Source organism: Variovorax sp. VRV01, from assembly GCF_014852545.1.
Classification (GTDB): Bacteria; Pseudomonadota; Gammaproteobacteria; order Burkholderiales; family Burkholderiaceae_C; genus Variovorax; species Variovorax beijingensis_A.
In genome coordinates, this window is the sequence record NZ_JACVBS010000015.1 from 1 (window position 1) to 20,439 (window position 20,439).

17 protein-coding genes are annotated in these 20,439 nt (G+C 62.6%); 6 read left to right on the forward strand and 11 right to left on the reverse strand.

What is annotated here, in order from left to right; translation table 11 throughout:
- Positions 1-455 (forward strand): enolase C-terminal domain-like protein (locus IB278_RS23715; protein ID WP_318646699.1); only part of this gene is annotated, 455 nt, incomplete at its 5' end.
- Between the two features lie 545 nt (positions 456-1,000).
- Here the strand turns inward: IB278_RS23715 and IB278_RS23720 are convergent.
- The 4 genes from IB278_RS23720 to IB278_RS23735 all read right to left on the reverse strand — a co-directional run bounded on the left by IB278_RS23720 (position 1,001) and on the right by IB278_RS23735 (position 8,177).
- On the reverse strand, positions 1,001-2,089 hold the full coding sequence (locus IB278_RS23720; RefSeq protein ID WP_192325830.1) for an NADH:flavin oxidoreductase: 1,089 nt from the start codon (positions 2,087-2,089) through the stop codon (positions 1,001-1,003).
- Between the two features lie 195 nt (positions 2,090-2,284).
- Complete coding sequence (locus IB278_RS23725; protein ID WP_192325832.1) at positions 2,285-3,802, reverse strand: efflux transporter outer membrane subunit; 1,518 nt, start codon at positions 3,800-3,802, stop codon at positions 2,285-2,287.
- The gene (locus tag IB278_RS23730) at positions 3,799-7,005 is read right to left on the reverse strand and encodes an efflux RND transporter permease subunit (RefSeq protein ID WP_192325834.1); all 3,207 of its coding nucleotides are present in this window, start codon (positions 7,003-7,005) and stop codon (positions 3,799-3,801) included. Before IB278_RS23730 ends, IB278_RS23725 begins: the two co-directional genes overlap by 4 nt.
- The gene (locus tag IB278_RS23735) at positions 7,002-8,177 is read right to left on the reverse strand and encodes an efflux RND transporter periplasmic adaptor subunit (protein WP_192325836.1); all 1,176 of its coding nucleotides are present in this window, start codon (positions 8,175-8,177) and stop codon (positions 7,002-7,004) included. Before IB278_RS23735 ends, IB278_RS23730 begins: the two co-directional genes overlap by 4 nt.
- A gap of 207 nt (positions 8,178-8,384) precedes the next feature.
- Here IB278_RS23735 and IB278_RS23740 point away from each other — a divergent pair, with 207 nt between their 5' ends.
- The 3 genes from IB278_RS23740 (at position 8,385) to IB278_RS23750 (ending at position 11,985) form a co-directional block, all read left to right on the forward strand.
- Entirely contained in the window at positions 8,385-9,329 is a 945-nt protein-coding gene (locus IB278_RS23740) for a LysR family transcriptional regulator (RefSeq protein ID WP_192325837.1), read from the forward strand.
- A 293-nt stretch (positions 9,330-9,622) separates the two neighbouring features.
- Positions 9,623-11,011: a glutathione-disulfide reductase gene (gor, locus tag IB278_RS23745; RefSeq protein ID WP_192325839.1), complete on the forward strand. Its 1,389-nt coding sequence runs from the start codon at positions 9,623-9,625 to the stop codon at positions 11,009-11,011.
- Between the two features lie 65 nt (positions 11,012-11,076).
- Positions 11,077-11,985 (forward strand): LysR family transcriptional regulator, encoded by a 909-nt coding sequence (locus IB278_RS23750; RefSeq protein ID WP_018907319.1) that lies wholly within the window; start codon positions 11,077-11,079, stop codon positions 11,983-11,985.
- A gap of 78 nt (positions 11,986-12,063) precedes the next feature.
- Here IB278_RS23750 and IB278_RS23755 read toward each other — a convergent pair whose 3' ends face one another.
- The 7 genes from IB278_RS23755 to IB278_RS23785 all read right to left on the reverse strand — a co-directional run bounded on the left by IB278_RS23755 (position 12,064) and on the right by IB278_RS23785 (position 18,105).
- Positions 12,064-12,408, reverse strand: a complete 345-nt coding sequence (locus IB278_RS23755; protein ID WP_021004317.1) for a carboxymuconolactone decarboxylase family protein — start codon at positions 12,406-12,408, stop codon at positions 12,064-12,066.
- 117 nt (positions 12,409-12,525) lie between these two features.
- Complete coding sequence (locus IB278_RS23760) at positions 12,526-13,617, reverse strand: alkene reductase (protein WP_192325841.1); 1,092 nt, start codon at positions 13,615-13,617, stop codon at positions 12,526-12,528.
- A 26-nt stretch (positions 13,618-13,643) separates the two neighbouring features.
- Positions 13,644-14,258, reverse strand: a complete 615-nt coding sequence (gene gstA, locus IB278_RS23765; RefSeq protein ID WP_192325843.1) for a glutathione transferase GstA — start codon at positions 14,256-14,258, stop codon at positions 13,644-13,646.
- A gap of 219 nt (positions 14,259-14,477) precedes the next feature.
- Positions 14,478-15,353, reverse strand: coding sequence for a glutathione-dependent disulfide-bond oxidoreductase (gene yghU / locus IB278_RS23770; RefSeq protein WP_192325845.1), 876 nt, complete (start codon positions 15,351-15,353; stop codon positions 14,478-14,480).
- A 506-nt stretch (positions 15,354-15,859) separates the two neighbouring features.
- Positions 15,860-16,771 carry a PDR/VanB family oxidoreductase gene (locus tag IB278_RS34230; RefSeq protein WP_192325847.1) on the reverse strand — a complete coding sequence of 304 codons (912 nt, stop codon included), beginning with the start codon at positions 16,769-16,771 and terminating at the stop codon, positions 15,860-15,862.
- 9 nt (positions 16,772-16,780) lie between these two features.
- Positions 16,781-17,704, reverse strand: a complete 924-nt coding sequence (locus tag IB278_RS23780; RefSeq protein ID WP_192325849.1) for a pyridoxamine 5'-phosphate oxidase family protein — start codon at positions 17,702-17,704, stop codon at positions 16,781-16,783.
- Between the two features lie 29 nt (positions 17,705-17,733).
- A complete protein-coding gene (locus IB278_RS23785) occupies positions 17,734-18,105 on the reverse strand; it encodes a DsrE family protein (protein ID WP_192325851.1) in 372 nt (123 codons plus the stop codon).
- A gap of 138 nt (positions 18,106-18,243) precedes the next feature.
- Between IB278_RS23785 and IB278_RS23790 the strand changes: the two genes are divergently transcribed.
- Positions 18,244-19,182 (forward strand): LysR family transcriptional regulator, encoded by a 939-nt coding sequence (locus IB278_RS23790; RefSeq protein ID WP_192325853.1) that lies wholly within the window; start codon positions 18,244-18,246, stop codon positions 19,180-19,182.
- A gap of 764 nt (positions 19,183-19,946) precedes the next feature.
- Entirely contained in the window at positions 19,947-20,288 is a 342-nt protein-coding gene (locus IB278_RS23795; RefSeq protein ID WP_192325855.1) for a DUF2958 domain-containing protein, read from the forward strand.
- Positions 20,289-20,439: the final 151 nt, after the last annotated feature.

Consider the following 20,439-nt stretch of genomic DNA (forward strand, 5'->3'; position numbering starts at 1 on the left):
GGCGCGAGATGGTGCACAGCCTGTCGCTGCAGTCGGTCGACATCCCGCTGGCCGACCCGCACTTCTGGACGATGCAGGGCTCGGTGCGCGTGGCCCAGCTGTGCCAGGCCTGGGGCCTGACCTGGGGTTCGCATTCGAACAACCACTTCGATGTGTCCTTGGCCATGTTCACGCACGTGGCGGCGGCCGCGCCGGGCAAGGTCACGGCCATCGACACGCACTGGATCTGGCAGGACGGCCAGCGCCTGACCAGGGCGCCGCTGCAGATCGAGGGCGGGTTCGTGAAGGTGCCCACGCGCGGCGGGCTGGGCGTGGAGCTCGACATGGACGAGGTCGAGAAGGCGCACCAGCTGTACCTGAAGCACGGCCTGGGTGCGCGCAACGATGCGCAGGCGATGCAATACCTGATCCCCAATTGGAGCTTTGACAACAAGCGGCCCTGCATGGTGCGCTGAGCCCTGTTCGCCGCGGCGGACCCCTGATGGGACAGGCGCTCTCACTTCCCTGGCATTCCGTGTCGGCACTGACACAGCGCGCAAGGCAATGGCGGACAGCCGCTGGCCTATCGAGGTCAAGCTCCATGGAGATTTTCGCTGGCGTCAACTGAAGAACACCGATGATGAACTTCGCCATCAGGACCGCGAGCCGCGCGCTGTCTTGGTCGATAGCTGCCGACGCTCAGGCCTCATCGTCAGCGCGAAAGTGGTTTGTATCGGCGACGCTCGATAGGGCAGCATCGCTCGCTAAACAGCTGCTTTAGACTGAGGCTGTGTGGAAACAGCTGCATTGATGGGGCGCGCAAGATCCGTTGGGCCGGCGGACTCAGTTCCTACCGGTATTCTGACGTGCTTTTGGTTTTCGTCAGTTGCTTCCTCGGCCCCGAGTTTCGGCGTTGCTCCGGCCTGCGTTCTGCGATGGCCGTAATAGTCCGGCGATCGCGCGGACAACCCGCCTCCTTGTGCTGGGAGCGAGTCGGGGACCGGGCATTCGTCCGCCCCGCCTATCGCGAGCCGTGCAAGACGAAGGTCTGCCATCCCCGCATATGGTCGATGAAGCGTTCGCTCAACCCACGCTCGCGCAAGTACTCGGCAGGCACTGGAAGCCTTGGACTGTCGTACGTAGGGTTGGCCTTGACCTGCAGAGGAAAGTCCCGCTGAAGAATGCCAGCGCGGGCAATCAGCACGAAGTCGCAGCCCTCGTCCAGCAACTCGCCGGCACGCTTGGCACTCATGATCTTGCCGGCTGTCCCCAGGCGAACTCCCTTACGAGGCAATTCGGTGAAGAGGCTAAGCATCGTCTTGCCACGGAATGGCCCTTCTCCGACGACCTGCGCAGAGTCCCACAAGGCCAGGTCGAGATAGTCGATCAACTCGCGATCAAAGATATATGCGGTGACCTCGCGCAGTTCCTCCAAGCGCAACCCGTACCGCTCGATCGACAGTCGCCAGCCAATCTGAAAATCAGGGCCGCATTCCCGGCGAATGCCTTCGATCACCTCCAGGGTCAGGCGCGCCCGGTTCTCGAGGCTCCCGCCGTATTTGTCCTTGCGATCGTTCAGGAACGGCGACATGAACTCCGAAAGGATCCAACCGAATGCGCCATGCACCGCGACGCCGTCGAACCCTGCCAGTTGCGCCCTTTTCGCGGCGGCGATAAAGCTGTCGCGGATCCGCTCCACCACTTCGGTCGAGATCGCCTGAATGCCCGGCAAAGTGCCACTGGAAGCAGGAGCTGGAATGCCCCCCAGCAGCGGGTTGGCGCGGTGGCCCGCATGGTGCAGCTGAACCGCCGAGAGGCCACCACCGCTCCGAATGGTTGTGGCCATCCGGGTAAGGCCTGGCAGGTGTTCATCGCCGTGGATTCCCAACTGCCGCGCAAACGCAATGCCGCCCGCTTCCACGGTCGTGGCACAAGTCTGGATCAACGCGTAGCCACCTTGAGACAGCTGCTCCATCCAGAAATGGTCGTACACGGAGACAGTGCCGTCGAGCTCGCTTTGCTGGTTGGTCAGCGGCGCCAGCATGAAGCGATTCCTCATCGCCGGGCCGTGCAGGAGAGTGAGCGGTTTGAAGAGATCAGAAACAGACACAGGAAAGCTCCAAAAATTGGTTAGAAATGCAGATCGGGATCGGGCGGCGACCGTTGACCAGCCGCACCCAAACTAGGACTGCGTCCGCGGCGGATGCAATCGCTCAAACGCGCAGCTACAAATGCCTTGAATTCGAGTGCGGCATGCGGCCGTGTGGAAGGAGGCAGCCTCGGCCGCTCCGGCGACACCGTCGGATCAGCCTTTGATGTCGGACTTCTCGGCCCTTGAGAGGTCCCAGCCACCGCCGAGCGCTTTGACCAGATCAACGGTCGCGCGCGCGCGCTCACCCTCGGCCTGGATGCGCAACTGGCGGCTGCGCAGGCGAGTGCGCTCGGCATCGACCACGACCAGGTAGTCGATGTCGCCTTCGTCGAATCTCGCCTTGGCTGATTGCGCAACGCCAGACGATGCGTCTTCTGCTCCCCGCTGTTGGATGATCCGCTCGTCAAGGGTTCTTATCGAGACCAGGGAGTCCTCAACCTCGCGGAAGGCCTGGAGCACCGTCTTGCGGTACTCGGCGACCCTCTCCTCGTAGACGCCGCGCACGCGGGCCACTTCGGCGCTTCGCCTTCCTCCATCGAAGATTGGCATGCTCAAGACCGTTCCCACCAGGGGACCCAGCAGGAACGTGCGTTGAGACCAATTGGCTAGGTTTCCCAGGTCGGCCGACTCGTAGCCCAGGGACCCCGTCAGCGAGAGCGCCGGAAAGAATGCTGCCCTCGCAACGCCGATGCGCGCGTTCTCCGCGGTCATGGCGCGTTCGGCGGCTGCGATGTCCGGCCTGCGCTCGAGCAACGTCGAGGGCATGCCTTGCGGAAGCTGGACCGTGACGTTGTCCAGAGGCCGCGCATCGACGGAGAACGCCGCAGGCAGCTTGCCCAGCAGGATCGCCAAGGCATGCAAGGCCAGGGCATGCTGCCGTTCGACAGCCAGTTGCTCCGAGCGGGCCGAGAACAATTCAGTCTTCACCTGGTCAACGACGTAAGGGGCCACAGCGCCCACATCGAGCTTTCGTTCCAACAGCGACATGGCGTCTTGTCTCAGCTTCACGGTGTCCCGGAGCAGGCGAAGCTCGCCCTCGGACTGTCGCAGGCTGAAATACGTCTTTGCGACGTCGGCTTGGACCAGCAGCAGCATCTGGTGCGCCAGCGCCTGCTGCCGGGCCGCATCGGCACGTGCGGCGGCAACGCCTGAAGAAACCCGGCCGAAGATGTCGACCTCGTAGGCGACGGAGGCCTGTGCGCGCCACAGCGTTTGCGTGGACCCCGGTGCGCCGTCTCCGCGCCCCGCAGCCGTGCCGCTGATGCGCTGCCGAGTGGGGCCGAAACCGACGCCCACTTCGGGAAGCTGCGCCGACTCGCTTTGCGAAATCAGTGCGCGTGCCTGCTTGAGCCTTGCCATCGCGATGGACACATCCGGATTCGCCTTGAGCGCCTCCTCCTCGAGTTGCACAAGGACAGGGTCGCCGAAGACACCCCACCATGGAGATGGCGCCTGCTGGTCTGCCGGTTCTGCCGGCCGCCACCGGCCTGGGTCTTCCGTGGGCTGGAGCGCGAGCGTGCGTCCCTCGTACTCCGCGAACTTCGCGGGGATGTCGATGCCGGGACGATTCTCGACGGGCGTGAGGGAGCACGCAGACAGCAGGAACAGACTTGCTGCCAAGGCAAGCGCACTTCTGGACAGTTGCTGAATCGCTCGGGTTGGGCAGGTCATGCCTGAACCTCCGGCTGTTGATTTCCAAGGTGATGCGGGGCGATCACGGGCGCCTCGTGATGCGAGGCAGATCGAAGCGGCCTTCCTCCTCCAAGCGCCCGGGCGAGCACGTAGAAGAACGGTGTGAGAAACAGGCCGAACAGCGTGACGCCGATCATTCCGAAGAACACCGAGATGCCCATCGCCTGGCGCATTTCTGCACCTGCGCCTGTCGAAAGAACGAGTGGGATCACGCCCATGATGAAGGCCAGCGACGTCATCAGGATGGGCCGCAGCCGCAAGCGGCAGGACTCGATCACGGCCTTCAACGTGGACATTCCCGCCATCTCGAGCTCGCGCGCGAACTCGACGATCAGGATGGCGTTCTTCGACGCCAGGCCGACAAGCACGATGAGTCCGATCTGGGTGAAGATGTTGTTGTCGCCCTTCGTGAGCCACACACCGAGCAGCGCGGAGAAGATGCTCATCGGAATGATGAGGATGATGGCCAGCGGCAGCGTCAGGCTCTCGTACTGGGCCGCCAATACGAAGAACACCAAGAGAACGCAGAGCGGAAGAATCCAGACCGCGCTGTTGCCGGCAATGATCTGCTGGTAGGTCAGGTCGGTCCATTCGAACGTCATCCCCGGTGGCAAGGTTGCAGCCGCAATCCGCTGGATGGCCTCCATCGCCTGGTCCGACGAGTAGCCCGGCGCGGGACTGCCGCCCACGTCGGCCGACGTGAAGCCGTTGTAGCGGCTGACCTGGTCGGGGCCGTACGTCTGGCTGACCTTGGCGAACGACGCGAGCGGAACCATCTGCCCGGACTCGCTGCGAACGTGCAGTTGCCCGATGTCTTCCGGCTTGGAGCGGAACTGGCCGTCGGCCTGCATGCGCACCTGGTACACGCGGCCCAGGAAGTTGAAGTCGTTCACGTAGTAGGAACCAAGGAACGACTGCATCGCACTGAAGGCCGCCGGCGTATCCACACCCAGCTGCTGTGCCTTCGCGCGGTCGATGTCCACCTTGAGCTGGGGCGCGTTCACGTTGTAAGTCGAGAAGAGCGGGCCGAGCTCTGGCGCTTCGGACGCCTTTTTGATGAAGGCCTGTGTCGCCTTGTAGAGCTCGTCGTAACCCAGGTCCGCCCGGTCCTCGATCTGCAGCTTGAAGCCGCCCAGGGTTCCGAGGCCGTAGACCGGCGGTGGTGGAAAGATCCCGGTGAAGGCGTGTCCGATGCTGCCGAACTCACGGCCCAGGTCGGCCGCGACCTGGTCGGCGCTGATCCCCTTGCGCTCCTTGAACGGCTTGAGCAAGACAAAGGTCAGAGCCGTGCTCGAGCTCTTGGTCACCCCATTGATCGAAAGACCGCTGTAGCTCGATGTTCCAAGGACGGCAGGGTGCTTGAGCGCCATGGCATTCATCTTGTTCATGGTCGCCTCGGTGCGGTCCAGCGTCGAGCCCTCGGGCAGTTGCGCCAGGCTCACGAGGTACTCCTTGTCCTGTGCAGGAACGAACCCACCCGGGACATGACCGGTAAGCCACCAGGTTCCCCCCAGCAAGAGCGCGTACACGACGAGCAACGCCCCCTTGTGCCGCAACAGACGGCCGACGCCTCCTCCATATGCCTCTGAGGTGCGATCGAAGGTGCGATTGAAGCGCCCGAAGAAGCGGCCGAACACCTTCTGCGTTACCCGGGTCACCGCGTCTGGCGCATCGCCATGTCCCTTCAGCAGCAAGGCCGACAGCGCCGGCGACAGCGTCAGCGAATTCACCGCCGAGATGAGCGTGGAGATGGCGATGGTGACCGCGAACTGCTTATAGAACTCTCCAGTCAAGCCGCTGAGGAACGCCAGTGGAAGAAAAACAGCGGAGAGCGTCAACGCGATGGCGATGATGGGCCCGCTCACCTCGCGCATGGCCTGGTAGGTCGCCTCTCGCGGGCTTAGCCCGCGCGCGATATTCCGCTCCACATTCTCGACAACTACGATGGCGTCGTCGACCACGATGCCGATGGCCACCACAAGGCCGAAGAGCGATAGCGTGTTGATGGAGTACCCCGCCAGCAGCAGGAAGGTGAACGTGCCGACGATCGAAATGGGAACCGCGATAAGCGGAATGATGGAAGCGCGCCAGGTCTGCAGGAAGAGAAACACGACCAGCACCACCAGCGCCACCGACTCCAGCAGCGTTTCGATGACCGCGTCGATGCCGGACTGGACTGCACGGCTCGGTTCATAGACGATGCGATAAACCACGTCTTCGGGAAAATCCTTCTCGAGCTCCTTCATGGCCTTGTGCACGTCGCGGGAGATCTGAAGCGAGTTCGCGCCGGGTGATTCCTGCACTGTCACGGCGACGGCGGGCGCGTTGTCCAGCGTGGCGCGGATGCCGTAGTCTTCGGCGCCGAGTTCCACGCGCGCCACGTCGCCCAGGCGCGTGATCGCTCCACGGGCATCGGACTTGATGACGATGGACTTGAACTCCTCGGGCGACTTGAGCCGGCCATCGGCGTTGACGTTGAGTTGGAAGGCGGTGTCCGCGGAGGTGGGTGAACTTCCGATCGTTCCGACAGCGGCCTGGATGTTCTGGCGTCGAATGGCGCTGGCGACATCGTTCGCACTCAGTCCTCGCTCGGCCAAAGCGGCCGGATCCAGCCAGACACGCATCGCATAGCCGCCGGGCCCCCAGATCGCCACGTCGCCGACGCCCGTGATCCGGGCCAGACGATCCTTCACGTGAAGGATGGCGTAGTTGCTGATGTAGTTGTTGTCGTAGGTTCCCTTTGGCGACACCATGTGCACGGCGATGGTGATCATCGGCAGGTTCTTGACCGCGGTCACGCCCAGGCGCTGCACGTCCTCGGGCAGTCGCGCCTGGGCTTGGGAGACGCGGGTTTGCACCAGCTGCTGGGCCCTGTCCGGATCGGTTCCCAGCTTGAAGGTCACGGTCAGGTACAGGTGACCGTCACCGCTGGCCTTCGAGTCCATGTAGAGCATGTCCTCAACGCCGTTGACGGACTGCTCCAACGGTGCCGCGACGGTTTCCGCGATCGTCTTGGCGTTGGCGCCCGGGTATTGCGCGTGCACCACGACCGACGGCGGGATGACCTGCGGGTATTCCGAGACCGGCATGTTGAACGACGCTACGAGCCCTGCAAGGAGAATCAGCGCAGACAGGACGCCAGCGAAGATCGGCCTGTCGATGAAGAATTTCGAGATGTTCACGACCTGCCTCCGTTGGTGGCGCCGGCGGAGGCCTCCGGGGCCTCTGCAGCGACTGCGGACACCGACGCACCGGGGGACGCGCGGAAAGCGCCATCTACAATGACCTTGGCACCCGGGGCGAGCCCGCTGCGCACGACCCGCTGCGTTCCTTGCAGCACGCCGAGGTCGACGACCCGGCGCTCGACCTTGTTCTGCGCATTGACGACGAGAACATATTTCCGGTCCTGGTCGGTGCTGACGACGGCCTCGTCCACCAACACGGCGTTGTAGGGGGCACCGCCTTGCAGACGGATGCGCGCCCGCAGACCGGGAAGCATCTCGGGATTCACCTTGTCGATGCGCGCACGAACCCGCACGGTTCCCGACCGGGTATCCATCTGGTTGTCGATCGCTTCGATGGACGCCGCGTAGGGAAAGTCGGTGTCGGTGGCCAAACCGACCTTCGCTACAGGCTGCGTGCCCGCCCTCAGCGAAGGGGCGATGATCTGGAGGTAGCTCTGCTCGTCCACGTTGAAGGATGCGTAGAGCTTGCTGTCAGAGACGATCCTGGTGAGCGGGGTCGCTTCCCCGCCTGCCGTCACCACATTGCCCGAGGTGACTTCCGCCCGGGAGATCCGTCCCGCAATAGGCGCGCGAACCTGGGTGTAGCTGAGCTGCAGTTGAGCCTGCGCGAGAGCGGCCTGCGCTCCCTTCAGTGACGCGGCAGCCTCGCGCGCCGCATTGTCGAGCGTGTCGAACTCCCTGCGCGCGATCGAATTCGACTCCAGCAGCCGCTGTCCGCGGGCGCGCTCCGTGTCTGCCAGCCGTTGCCGTGCTTCGGCACCTGCCAGGGTGGCCTGCGCCTGGCGCACCTGGGTCTCGAACGGTGCTGGGTCGATGACGAAAAGAACGTCGCCCTGGCGAACATGCTGGCCCGGCTTGAAGTGCACCGCGAGCAGCGAGCCCGGTACCTTGGCGCGAACGTCGACGAGGTCCACGGCTTCGAGCCGCCCCGTGTAGTCCTGCGCATCGGACACCGAGCGCTGCAAGGCTGGCCGGTACTTGACGATGGGGAGTGCGGCGGCGGCTTGAGCATGCGCTTCGGAACCGTGCTTCCAAAACATGCTGCCAGCAACGACCACCGCAACGGCGGTCGTGACGACCGCCAGGTGCTGTTTCTTGAGGGTTTTCATGCGACGTGCTCTACAAAATTGAACGGTTTGCAGTCTGTGCGTGTGGCGCATGAAGATCGAGCCCGGGACCTGGGTTACTTTGTTGCCGCCGTTGGAACAATCACTTGTCGTCGCCCCCTGCCAATGCGATAAAAATGGAATTTCTCGCGGTGCAAGCCACACCTAGTTCCGTGTCGTGCAATAGTGGCCCTACAAGGAGAGAAGCCCGTGGACCGCCTCCAGTCGATGCAGATCTTCGCCCGCGTGGTCGAAATGCACAGCTTCACTCGAGCTGCGGACAGCCTGTTCCTGCCCAAATCCCGGGTCACGCGAGCCGTGAAGGACTTGGAGAAGTTCTTGGGCGTGCGACTTTTGCAGCGGACCACGCGCCACATCAGCCTGACACCGGAAGGCACGCTGTACTTCGAGCAATGCAGGCGTTTGCTTGCGGACTTAGAAGGCGTCGAGTCCAGCTTCCCAGGACGAGCTGGGCAGCCTCGAGGCTGCCTGCGGGTCGACATGACGCTCTCGCTCGCGCGCTTGGTCGTCCTGCCTTGCATCAAGGACTTTCAGTCTCGCTTTCCGGAGGTCGAACTCACGCTGACGGCGTCTGACCGCACTGTGGAGCTCGTGCAGGAGGGTATCGATTGCGTCATTCGAGCGGGGACGCCCGAGGACTCCACCACACTCGTAGCAAAGCGCATCGGCTCGTTCGAATGGGTGACCTGCGCCTCGCCGGAATACCTGGCCCGTCACGGCACGCCAAAATCGCTGGAGGATCTGGCGAACCACGAGGCGGTTGGCTACCTGTCCAGCCGCACCGCGCGCACCTTGGATTGGAATTTCGAGGTGAATGGCGAGCACCGCAGCGTCAGGATGCGAGAACGTCTCATCGTCAACGATACGGATGCCTACGTGACATGCGGCCTCGAAGGCCTTGGGCTCATCCGTGCGGGGAGCTACATGGTGCGGCCCTACCTTCTGAGCGGCCGCCTTCGGCAGGTGCTCGCCGACTACGCGTCGCCGACTGTGCCGCTTTCGGTCCTATACCCCCAGAATCGTCAGTTGTCCCCGACCGTGCGAGCGTTCGCAGACTGGGTTGCAGAAGTCGTGCGCAGGGAGGAAGCCGGATGGCGGGTCGACTCCTACGAGTCCGCACGATGGCAAGCTTAGTCCCAGGATACCCTGACGCTCGGTTTCATATGTCACGCGGCTGGTTGTGCACGCCGTTGTTCAGTCGCCTGAACATTCAATTCGTCGCCGGGGTCTTTATCGAGTGCTGGAACATGCTCAGAATTCGCGCTCAAGGTCGTGGGTGCGACGACGCTGTGTCGCTTGACGCTCAAAGCCACTTGGCGGGGAAAGGACGCGGCGAAGCCCATGGGTCGATCACCAGACCGCCACGAAATTCGACGAGAGGGCGCTTTGCGCGCCTTCGCGCGTCAGTCAAAAAAAAGGAATCTTTCATGGCCGCGTATGACTACGATCTGTTCGTGATCGGAGGTGGCTCGGGCGGCGTGAGGGCCGGGCGTGTTGCTGCCGCGCTGGGCAAACGTGTCGCGATCGCGGAAGAGTACCGGTTCGGCGGCACCTGCGTCATTCGGGGCTGCGTTCCCAAGAAGCTTTTCGTGTACGCCTCCCAGTATCGCGAGCACTTCGAGGATGCTGCAGGGTACGGATGGAAAGTCAGCGAGACCACGTTCGACTGGGACACCTTGCTTGCCGCCAAGGACAAGGAAATCCTAAGACTCGAAGGCTTGTACCGGCGTGGGCTCGAGAGCAACGGCGCCCGGATCATCGACGACCGCGCCGAGTTGGTCGACGCGCACACCGTGCGCCTGGTGCAAACCGGCCAGACCGTCACCGCCGACAGGATTGTCATTGCCACAGGCGGCACGCCGAACCCCCATGCAGCGCTCCCTGGCCATGAGCTGTGCATCTCGTCCAACGAAGCTTTCGATCTTCCGCAGCTGCCGCGCTCGATACTGATTGCCGGCGGCGGCTACATCGCGGTCGAGTTCGCCAACGTGTTCCACGGCCTTGGTGTGGCTGTAACGCTCATCTACCGCGGCAAGGAGATCTTGTCGCGTTTCGATCACGAGCTGCGCCAGGGCTTGCACAAAGCCATGGTCGACAAGGGCATCCGCATCGTTCTCACCGACGTCATGGAGAAGGTGGAACAGAAGGTTGACGGCAGTTTGTTGGTCAGAACGATGTGCGGCGAGTCGATCTCGGTCGACACCGTCATGCTGGCGCTCGGCCGCGAGCCGAACACGCAAGGGTTGGGCCTGGAAGCTGCCGGTGTGAAGGTGGATGGGCTTGGCGCGATCGTCGTGGACGATTACTCCCGCACAAATGTGCCCAACATATTTGCGCTGGGAGACGTCACCCACCGGGTGCAGCTGACACCCGTCGCCATCCATGAAGCCATGTGCTTCATCGAGACCGAGTACAAGAACAATCCGACCTCGCCCGATCACGACCTGATCCCCACGGCCGTTTTTTCGCAGCCGGAGATCGGCACCGTGGGCCTGTCGGAAGAAGAGGCCGCCAAAAAGTACTCCGAGATCGCGGTCTATCGCGCCGAGTTCCGTCCGATGAAGGCGACGCTCTCGGGCCGCACGGAAAGGATGCTCATGAAGCTCATCGTCGACGCCGCAAGCCGCAAGGTGGTCGGCGCCCACGTCCTCGGCCACGAGGCCGGCGAGATGGTGCAGTTGCTCGGCATCTCCCTGAAGGCAGGGGCCACGAAGGATGACTTCGATCGGACCATGGCTGTCCACCCCACTGCAACCGAGGAACTCGTGACCATGTACCAGCCGAGCTACCGCGTCAGGGACGGCGTGCGCGTTTGAACCTTGATGGCTCGAGTGCGCCTTGCGGCGCGGACCCCTGTCACCCGATTCGCTCAGGACCACGGATGAACAAATTTTTGGCGATGGAAGTGTTTGTCCAGGTCGTGGACACCGGCGGATTCACCCGCGCGGCCGAGAACATGAAACTTCCCAAAGCGACGGTGTCAACCTTGATCCAGTCGCTGGAAGGTTCGCTGTCGGTCAAGCTTCTGAACCGGACCACACGGCACGTCAGCGTCACCGCTGAAGGCGCCGCCTTCTACGAACGCTGCATGCGCATTCTGTCGGAGGTGCGCGAAGCCGAAGACTGCGTGTCTCAAACAAGGGGCAGCCCCGCGGGAAGGCTGCGTATCGACGCCCCCACCGGCCTGGCCAGCGAGGTGATCATTCCCGCGCTTCCCGACTTCGTCGAGCGGTATCCGGACATCCGGCTCGAACTGGGTTGCAGCGACCGGCAGGTGGACCTGGTCGAGGAAGGGGTAGATTGCGCGATTCGCGGAGGCCGTCGCCTGACCGATTCCAGCCTGATCGCGCGCCGCGTCGGCACGATGCACTACACCACTTGTGCCTCGCCGGCCTACCTCAAACGCCATGGCCGGCCCATGCATCCCAACGATCTGGTACACCACAGCTGCGTCAATTATTTCTCCGCACGCTCGGGCAAGATGTTCGATTGGTACTTTAAGAAGGACGGCGAGAAGATCCAGGTCGCCTTGTCCAGTCACATCGCATTGAGCGACAGCTATGCGTACACGGCTGCAGGGCTGGCCGGGTTGGGTATCGTGCAGATGGCAGACTTCCTGATGGCGCCAATGCTCAAAGACGGGCGGCTCGTATCCGTCCTGGACGACTGGACCAACGAACCACTGCCGATCCACGTGGTGTATCCGCAGAACCGCCACCTTTCGGCCAAGGTGCGTGTGTTCGTCGAGTGGGTAGCGCAATTGTTCCTGAACCACGCCACCATGCGCTGACGAAGGGCTGCCACCCGCCGGCACAGGCAAGAACTTGCGGCCACCGGGGACGAAGCCAAAGGCGCTTCCTGCAGCGGCTTACTTGCCGGGCAGTTGCTGATACGTTTCGACCACGCGGGCCGAATACGTGAGCGCCGCTCCGGCGTTCATCGCAATGGCCACGCCCAGTGCCTCGGAAACTTCCTCGAGCGAGGCGCCAGCCTCCGCGGCCTTCTTGGTATGCACGGCGATGCAGCCGTCGCAACGCGTGGTGACGGCGACGGCCAGGGAGATCAGTTCGTGGATCTTGGGCTCGAGATGGCCAGTTTTTGCGGCGGCGTTGTCCAGGGCCGCCATCCCGCGCATCACGTCGGGACTTTGCTTGGCGAAATCGCCCACGCGCTCCAGCAGAGACGTCCGGTAGCCGTTCCAATCTTGCATCATGATTCTTGTTCCTTTTCTAAGGTTGTGGGTGCCGGCGCCAACCTGGCGTCCGGCGGGAATGGAAGAAATTTCGCTGTCCCAACTCACTGCGGGATGGCGCGGGCAGCGGCCAGCCGCTCAATCAAAGGCTTTGCTGCACATCAGCGTCTCGTAGTCGGTGTAGCCCTCAGCTCCCTGGCTGTAGTAGGTCGCCATCTCGTCCTTGGTCAACGGTGCGCCGTGGCGCAGGCGCCAGACCAGGTCAGGGTTGGCCAGGAAGGGACGCCCGAAGCTGATCGCATCGGCCAAGCCGCTGTCGAGGTCGGCCTTGGCGCGCGCCACGTCGTAGTCGCTGTTGAGCACCAGGGCGCCCTTGAAATGCCTGCGAATCTGAGGCGACAGTCTGGGGACGTCGGTTGCGCCAAATGTCCCGTCCGGGCCAGGCTCTCGCAACTCCAGGAAGGCGATACCGATAGCGTTCAGCATCTCCGCCGCGGCGGTGAACAGCGGCGCCGGGTTGCTGTCGTCCACGCCGTAGCTCTCGCCATTGGGGGACAGGCGCACGGCCGTGCGATCGGCGCCCACTTCGTCTGCAACGGCTTGCGTGACCAAGCGCAGCAACCGCACCCGGTTGTCGATGCTGCCGCCGTATTCGTCAGTCCGAGCGTTGGTGCCGTCCCGCAGGAATTGATCGAGCAACTGGCCATTGGCGGCGTGGATCTGAACGCCGTCGAAGCCCGCGGCCATGGCGTTGCTTGCGGCGCTGACATAGTCGGAGATCAGGCTTGGGATTTCCTCGGTCGCCAGCGGTCTTGCGATTTCGAACGGCATCTTGCCTTCATAGGTGTGCGCATCTCCCGGCATGGCCGTGGCACTGGCCGATACAGGCTGACGGCCCGTCACGGCCGAGTGGGCCATGCGGCCCATGTGCCAAAGCTGCGCGAAGATGAGCCCGCCTTTGTCATGCACCGCCTGCGTGACGGGCATCCAGGCCTTGACCTGCTCAGAGGACCACAGTCCTGGTGCATAGGGCCAGCCAACGGCCTGGCGCGAAATGCCAGTGGCTTCTCCGATGATCAACCCGGCCGTGGCGCGCTGCGCGTAGTAGTCGGCCATGATCGGCGTCGGCACATGGTCGCGGGTGGCGCGCGCCCGGGTCAGCGGCGCCATGAAGGTGCGATTGGACGCGTTGAGCGCGCCCAGCGCGATGGGATCGAAAAGTGTCGGCATGAAGGTTCCTCGGGAGGGCTTGGATTTCAGTCGTTCGCCAGAAGGCCTTCGGCTTGCAAAGCCGCGCGCACACTGGCCCGTTGCTCCATGCGTGCCATGAACTTCTGGATGAAGGCATAGCCGGTGATGTCGATCCTTACCCTCGACGGCCATGACAGGACGTTGTAGAGATACGCATCGGCGACCGAGAATTGCGCGCCCAGGACGTAGTCGTTCCGGGACAGGTGTTCGTCGATGTATTCGAACTTGCTGGTCAGGTTGCCATCCGCAAATCTTTTCTTCGTTGCTTCATCGAGGAATGGCGAAAACATCACGGCCATGCCCTTGTGCAGATCGCTTGCCACGAAATTGAGCCACTCCAGCGCCGTGTAGCGCTCGCGGGTTCCGAAGGGTGGCAGGAGTTTGGCGGCCGGGTTCTTGTCTGCGATCCACTGCAGAATGACCGCCCCCTCGGTGAGCAGGTCGCTGTCGTCCATCTTCAGCACAGGGATGAAGCCCTTGGGCGATACCTTCAGGTAGTCGCCTTCGACCGTCGTCTTTGTCTTGAAGTCGACCTTGATCAGGTCGTACGCCTGTCCGGCCTCTCGCAGTGCGATTTGCGAAGCAAGCCCGCAAGAGCCAGGGGAGTAATACAGTTTCATAAAAAAAGCCTTGATGGTTGGAAAACGCCGCTGGGTATGGCGGTCTGCTGGACTGGAAAATTGCCTGGATGCTTGCGTGCGCCGCGGGGATGTCCATGCGGCAGCTCCAAGGGCGAAGGCATCGCCCTGGGAGACACGGTTGAATTTTTGAGAGCCCGGACCAGGGCGCGCGACGCGTGCGGGTGGGGTGGTCGTGCAGCCTGGGGCTGGGAGCGGTGACTATTTGACTTGCTGTAATGACTCGAAGTCCTTGGCGTCGTGGCGCTCGCGAAGGAAGGTGCCCGGCTCTCCGGAAACGCGGTTGACGACCCAGCCGCGCGCGACTGCGGGGCGAGCTGCTATCGCCCTGTACCAGCGCAGCAGATGCGTGTATTCCTCGACGGCCAGGAACTCGTGCGTGTTGTAGACGCCATAGAGGCTGCCTGGATACCACGGCCAGACCGCCATGTCCGCGATCGTGTACTGATCCCCAGCGAGGAACTCGTGCGTGGCCAGATGCGTGTCCAGCACATGCAGCTGCCGTTTGGTCTCCATCGCGTATCGGTCGATTGCATACTCGATCTTTAGCGGTGCATAGGCGTAGAAGTGGCCCAGTCCTCCGCCGACAAAGGGGGCCGAGCCCATCTGCCACATCAACCAGTTGAACGTCTCCGTCCGCACCCGACCTTCGGTCGGTAGGAAAGCGCCGAATCGTTCTGCAAGATGAACGAGGATGGAACCGCTCTCGAAGACGCGCGTGACTGGATCCGTGGAGTGATCAACGAGCGCCGGAATCTTGCCATTGGGATTGATGTCCACGAAGCCGCTTCCGAATTGATCGCCTTTGAAGATATCGATCAGCCACGCGTCGTATTCGGCGCCTCGATGCCCTGCCGCCAGAAGCTCCTCCAGCATGATTGTGATCTTCTGTCCGTTCGGGGTCCCCTGCGAGTACAGCTGCAGAGGATGCTTGCCGACCGGCAACTCCTTCTCGAACCTCGCGCCAGAAACCGGGCGATTGATGCTGCCGAACGTACCGCCATAGTTGTTCTTCGGGCTCCAGACTTTGGCTGGAACATAGTCGGCAGGTTGATTTGGAACTATGGAATCGGTCATCGGTTGCTCCGTGTGAGACAGGCATTCGGAATTAGGCGGTTCGAGGTGGCGAATTCAATGGGTGAGCATCTAGTGACTTGCATACTTTGATCGTTGTGTTATTCAGAAGGGTCGCCGTCACTCTCGAATTGCGTTGTCGGCACTGCCGGGTCAACCACCATGAGCACCGCAATGGCGGAAGTGAGATCCCCGATGCTCAAACTTTTTAGATACTTTTTAAAGAATAATTAGCCGATTGACTGGTTTCGTACCGCATGCAAAAAATTCTACAGAGACGGTTAAATTGATAAACCAGTTGAAGACGAATTCACCGTTCAGTCAGCGGAACAGTGCCAACGGAGATCCAGACCGCTTTCGATTTCGGTGCGCTGGTTGTGCAGGCTGTGCGGCCATCGGGTTACACGAACGCTGGATTCGCTTGGTATGCGAGGTAACCCCGTGCCGAGCCGCTCTGGACAACGCGCGAGGCCGCATCCCTCGGAAGGACAGGGGTCGGCAGTTCGCGATTACAGGTTGAGCTCAAGTTCCGGGCCCACGGCCCAAGAGACGCACGTGCACATTCCGCCGACGCGCAGGCCGGGGGAAAGGGTGTCACGGTGGATGGGCCGTCCTCGAACGACCTCTGTGAGGCACGAGCCGCAGACACCACGGCGGCATTCGTAGCTTGTCCAAACGCCCGCGGCAAGCAACGCATCAAGCAGCGACGTACCGGGGGCGACGTCCAATGTCAAACCTGACTGTGTGAGCGTCACGCGCAGCGGTGCGTCCCTCGCGTCGGCAGCCATGCCGAAGCTCTCGGCGTGGATGCGGTGCGTCTCCCAGCCGAGTCCGCGGGAAGCTGTGCGCACCGTATCAGTGAGGCTCGTCGGGCCGCAGACATAGACATGCGCTCCCGCCGGTTGCTCCGCAAGGAGCTTTCGCAGGTCCAGGCCGGCACGGCCGATGTGAACGAACATCTGCAGGCTCGGCGGCTTTGGCCACTGCCTCGACGAATCGCGGACTACCTGGTGCAGTGCGAAGCTGCGTTCTTGGGCGCTGAGCCGAAGAGCCATGCTAAGCAAAGGCGTGATGCCGATGCCTCCGCCGAGCAGCAAAACATGAGGTGCTCCGGTGTCCAGCGCGAATTCGTTGGCTACCGCCAGCAGGCTCAGGCGATCGCCCACCATGAGCCGGTCATGCACGAAGTGCGAGCCGCCCAGGCTGTTCGCCGTGCGCAGCACGCCGATCTCGTAGTGCGCGGGCGCCGAGTCGGCGTCAAGGAGCGAGAAGCGTCGCACACGGCCATCCAAGTCCAGCACGACGTGCGCGCCCGGCTGCGCAACGGGCAGGGGCCCTCCATCGGCGCGCTGCAGTCTCAGCTTGACAGTGTCCGCAGCAACCATCTCTTTGCCGACGACAATCAATTCAAACGGTTCCACGTTGATTGCTCAAGGATTGAAAGGCGAGGCCTCGATGAGGCGCCAGCGCAACGGCCGGTTGAGCGGCGAGATGCGCCAGGACTCGAGGGTGAATTCGATCCACCGCCGCGTGCCGCCGGTCGATTCGGCGTCGTCGGGCACATCGAAGCAGACCCGAGCGCGCCCGTTCAATTGCAGTTGCTGCACCCCGTCTTCATTGGGCATGACGAGGCCGCAGCGCGAGTCCACCGCGAGGTTGCCCAGCGTATTGAACATGCTGTTGCCGTTGTAGTCCGGGATACGCAGCACGTTGCCGGCGATCTGCACGAAACCGGGCCGGCCGCCGCGATGCGACACGTCGGCTTCGCCGGACGGGCCAAGGCTCGCAATGAACAGCGTGTCTGCGGCGGTGATCCATTTCGCGACCGCCCCGTCAAGGGCAGAGCCCGCCACTGGCAGCGCCTGCGGCCACGCGGTATCGGGGCTGTCGAATTCCGGCTCGCGCTTTTGGATGTACCGGGGGCAGACCGGAAAGGCCTGCCCCACCGTCACGTCGAGCAAATTGGCCGACACCGAGGCGACGCGCCCGTTCACTCGCAAGCGCCTGCGCGTCTGCAAGTCGATGAGCAAAACGGCGATCGACTGGCCTGCTTGTAGCGTGCCGATCGGCGCAGCAGCTCGCAAGTGATCATGTGGATCATCGAGCGCCATGCGCAGACCGGCGAGTTCGTCTGCGGTCTGCACGAAGCCGGGCTGGCCGGTCAACAGGCTGGCACTGACAGAGCCGCTCTCGTCGGCCGCGCCGATGACACACCACCGCTGCTGGGCGACGAAGTTGCTGGCGGCAGCCGGGATGTGCGCAGAGATGTTGCGCCCATTGAGCAGCGCGATGGCGCGCTCTCCGGTCCGCTCCTGCACCATCCGCTCGCCAGGATGAAAGAGGGTGTCGTCCATGTGTCGATCCGAAGCGCGAGCGCGTGCCGTTAGAAGGTCACCAGGCGGTGGCCGGCGTCAAGGTGCTGCGACAGATCCAGCACGCCGGTCGTGCCGGGGATCGACTTGTCGCGCACAAGGTTGATGCCCGTCGGCGCAAGGCTGCCGGCTGCACCGAAGACGTCGGCGCAGCCGCCGCAGGCCACGATTCGATCCAGCACGGCCTTGTAGAGCGCATGGGCAGGATGCTCAGGTTGCGCGAGTTCTGCGGGCCAGCGAACGCCCGCGCCTTGAAAGACGAGATCGAAGTCCCGTTGCTTTTCCTTCAGTTCGTAGGCAAGAAACAGGGCGTTGAAGACGCGGCCCAGGGCCTCCTCACTGCCGGACTTGGGATCGGAGAAGACAACAATGATGGTTTTCACAGGGTTTCCTTTCGATGGCGGCGATGACTGGAGGTAGATGAGGTGCCGCCTCGAAGGCAAATTTATTGTTCCAGATGGAATAGATAAATGCTGCGAAAGCCATTTAAGTACTGCGCTAGACGCAGTAATCTGGAACGCATGGACCTACTGCACGCGATCGACGTCTTTCTCGCGATAGCCGAGCGCGGCAATCTGACTCGCGCCGCCGACGCGCTGTCCCAGTCGCTACCCAGCGTCGTTCGGACGCTCGCCGCCTTGGAGAACCATCTCGGCGTGCGGCTTTTCAATCGCACTACACGGCGGGTGATCATCACGGAGGAGGGGCTGGCGTATCGCGATCACGCGACGGCCATTCGCATGGCTATCGCCGAGTCTGAGCAAGCGATGAGCCGGGCTCACGCCGAACCGACAGGAAGTCTCACGCTGACGGCTTCCGTCAACTTCGGCGAACTGCATGTCGCACCGCTCGTTGCAGGCTACTTGAAGCTCCATCCGCGCGTGGACGTGCAATTGCTTCTCCTAGACCGTGTCGTCAATCTCGTCGAAGAGGGCATCGACTTGGCAATTCGTATTGCGCCACTGACAGACTCGTCACTCGTCGCGCGCCATGTGACCGATATTCGGCAGGTCGTGGCCGCGAGCCCCTCGCTGCTTGCTACTCAAGGTATGCCGAACACTCCAAAGGATCTGGCCGGGCGGCCTTGCATTCTTTTCGCGGGGTTAGGCGATGCGGCAGTCTGGGACTTCGCTGTGAATGGTCGACCCGCGCGCGTCAAGGTCGAGGGCCAGATGACTTGCAACACCGTCGGCGCCAGTCTGGTTGCTTGTATTGCGGGTCAGGGATTTGGGCGCTTTCTACACTATCAGGTGCAAGACGCGTTCGAGCGCGGCGACCTTGTGCCGGTGTTGCAGGCGCACGAGCCACCAACTCGCCCCCTGGCCCTGGTGTATCCGCGCAATCGCCACGGTCTGCCACGACTGTCAACTATGGTAGAGCATCTGTATTCGGGACTTCGCGAGCGCTTGAGCCGTCAAAGAGAGGGCCTTCTTCAGCGTTGCGCTATGGACGTCTGCTGACCCCGGAGTCTCTCTGCTGCGTTCCAGGCCAACGCGGACTGCTTCGGCCGTTTACGGCGCGATGCTCCGCGAGGACAGCGATTCGTTCGTTCTGACTGGCCGAGTCCCGGTTACGCCGACCGCCACGAGTTCAGCAACTGCGTTTAAGACGGTGCCGGCCGCATCACAGCCTCTCGCAGCCGGGCAATGCCGACCCATGTACTGGAGTCCGGCGACACGCTGCATTCGATGCCCGCATTCCGCATCGCAGGCACAGCCTTTCAGGGCCTGCAACTGCGCTGGTCGTCATGTACTCACCGTCGGAATACAAGGGGAGCTTGGCGTAGGCGGGTCAACCGGCAGTACTAGGGCGTTGACGTGCCTTTGGTTATCGTAGGTTGATCTCCCGCTCGTGAACAGGGCCGTGTCGCTTCAGAGGTCATGCGTACTCGCCTGATCGGCTGTGGACAGGCCTCGCATCTGCTGGAACGCTGATGCCCGTTCAACCGGCTGAAGGCTCGAAGCATGTACCGCCAGTTCAAAGCCGGCAATTTTGGGCACGCATGCGCGGCGCACATTCGCCATGGAGATGCTGCGAAGGAGGGGTGTCGGGCCTCGCTGTTCTTTGGAACTTGAGGTATGTAAGAAGCAACCCGCAACCGACGCAGAGCCACCGTTCTGCTGTCGAGAATGTCTACACAGTTGTGTTAGCCCGAGCGAACCGTCACTGGAAATCGGTTGGCGCGTCGCTGAAGAACAGCGGGTGCCCGATCCTTGGAGATTCCATGTTCTTGCTGACCGAAGAGCAACGCAGCCAGATGCTCTCCAATGGCGCGGCCCGCGCTCGCGGCGAGGACACCGATCCCTATCCCGTTCTCAAGCTTTACACACCGGATGCCGGCCTATCGTGGGTCTTGACTGCTCTGGACGTGGACGGAGACCTGGCTTACGGGCTCATTGATGTTGGCACCGGTTTTCCCGAACTTGGCTTAGTGAGCCTGTCGATGTTGGCGAGCATCAAAGGGCCGAGAGGCCTGCAAGTGGCGACCGAGCCGCACTACAAAGCGCGCAAAAGGTTGTCGGCCTACCTGGCAGACGCGCAACGCGACGGAATGATCACTGACTGAGGCCGTCTGAACTGGCCTCAATCGACTCGCCTCACGAGGATTGCAGCGGCGCCGAAACCGAATGCCCTGACGGTGAGATCGACCGAATTCATGGTGCAAAGCCCATGCGGCGAAGTACCCCCCGCTATTCGCACGCCGCCCCTTTCTGTGG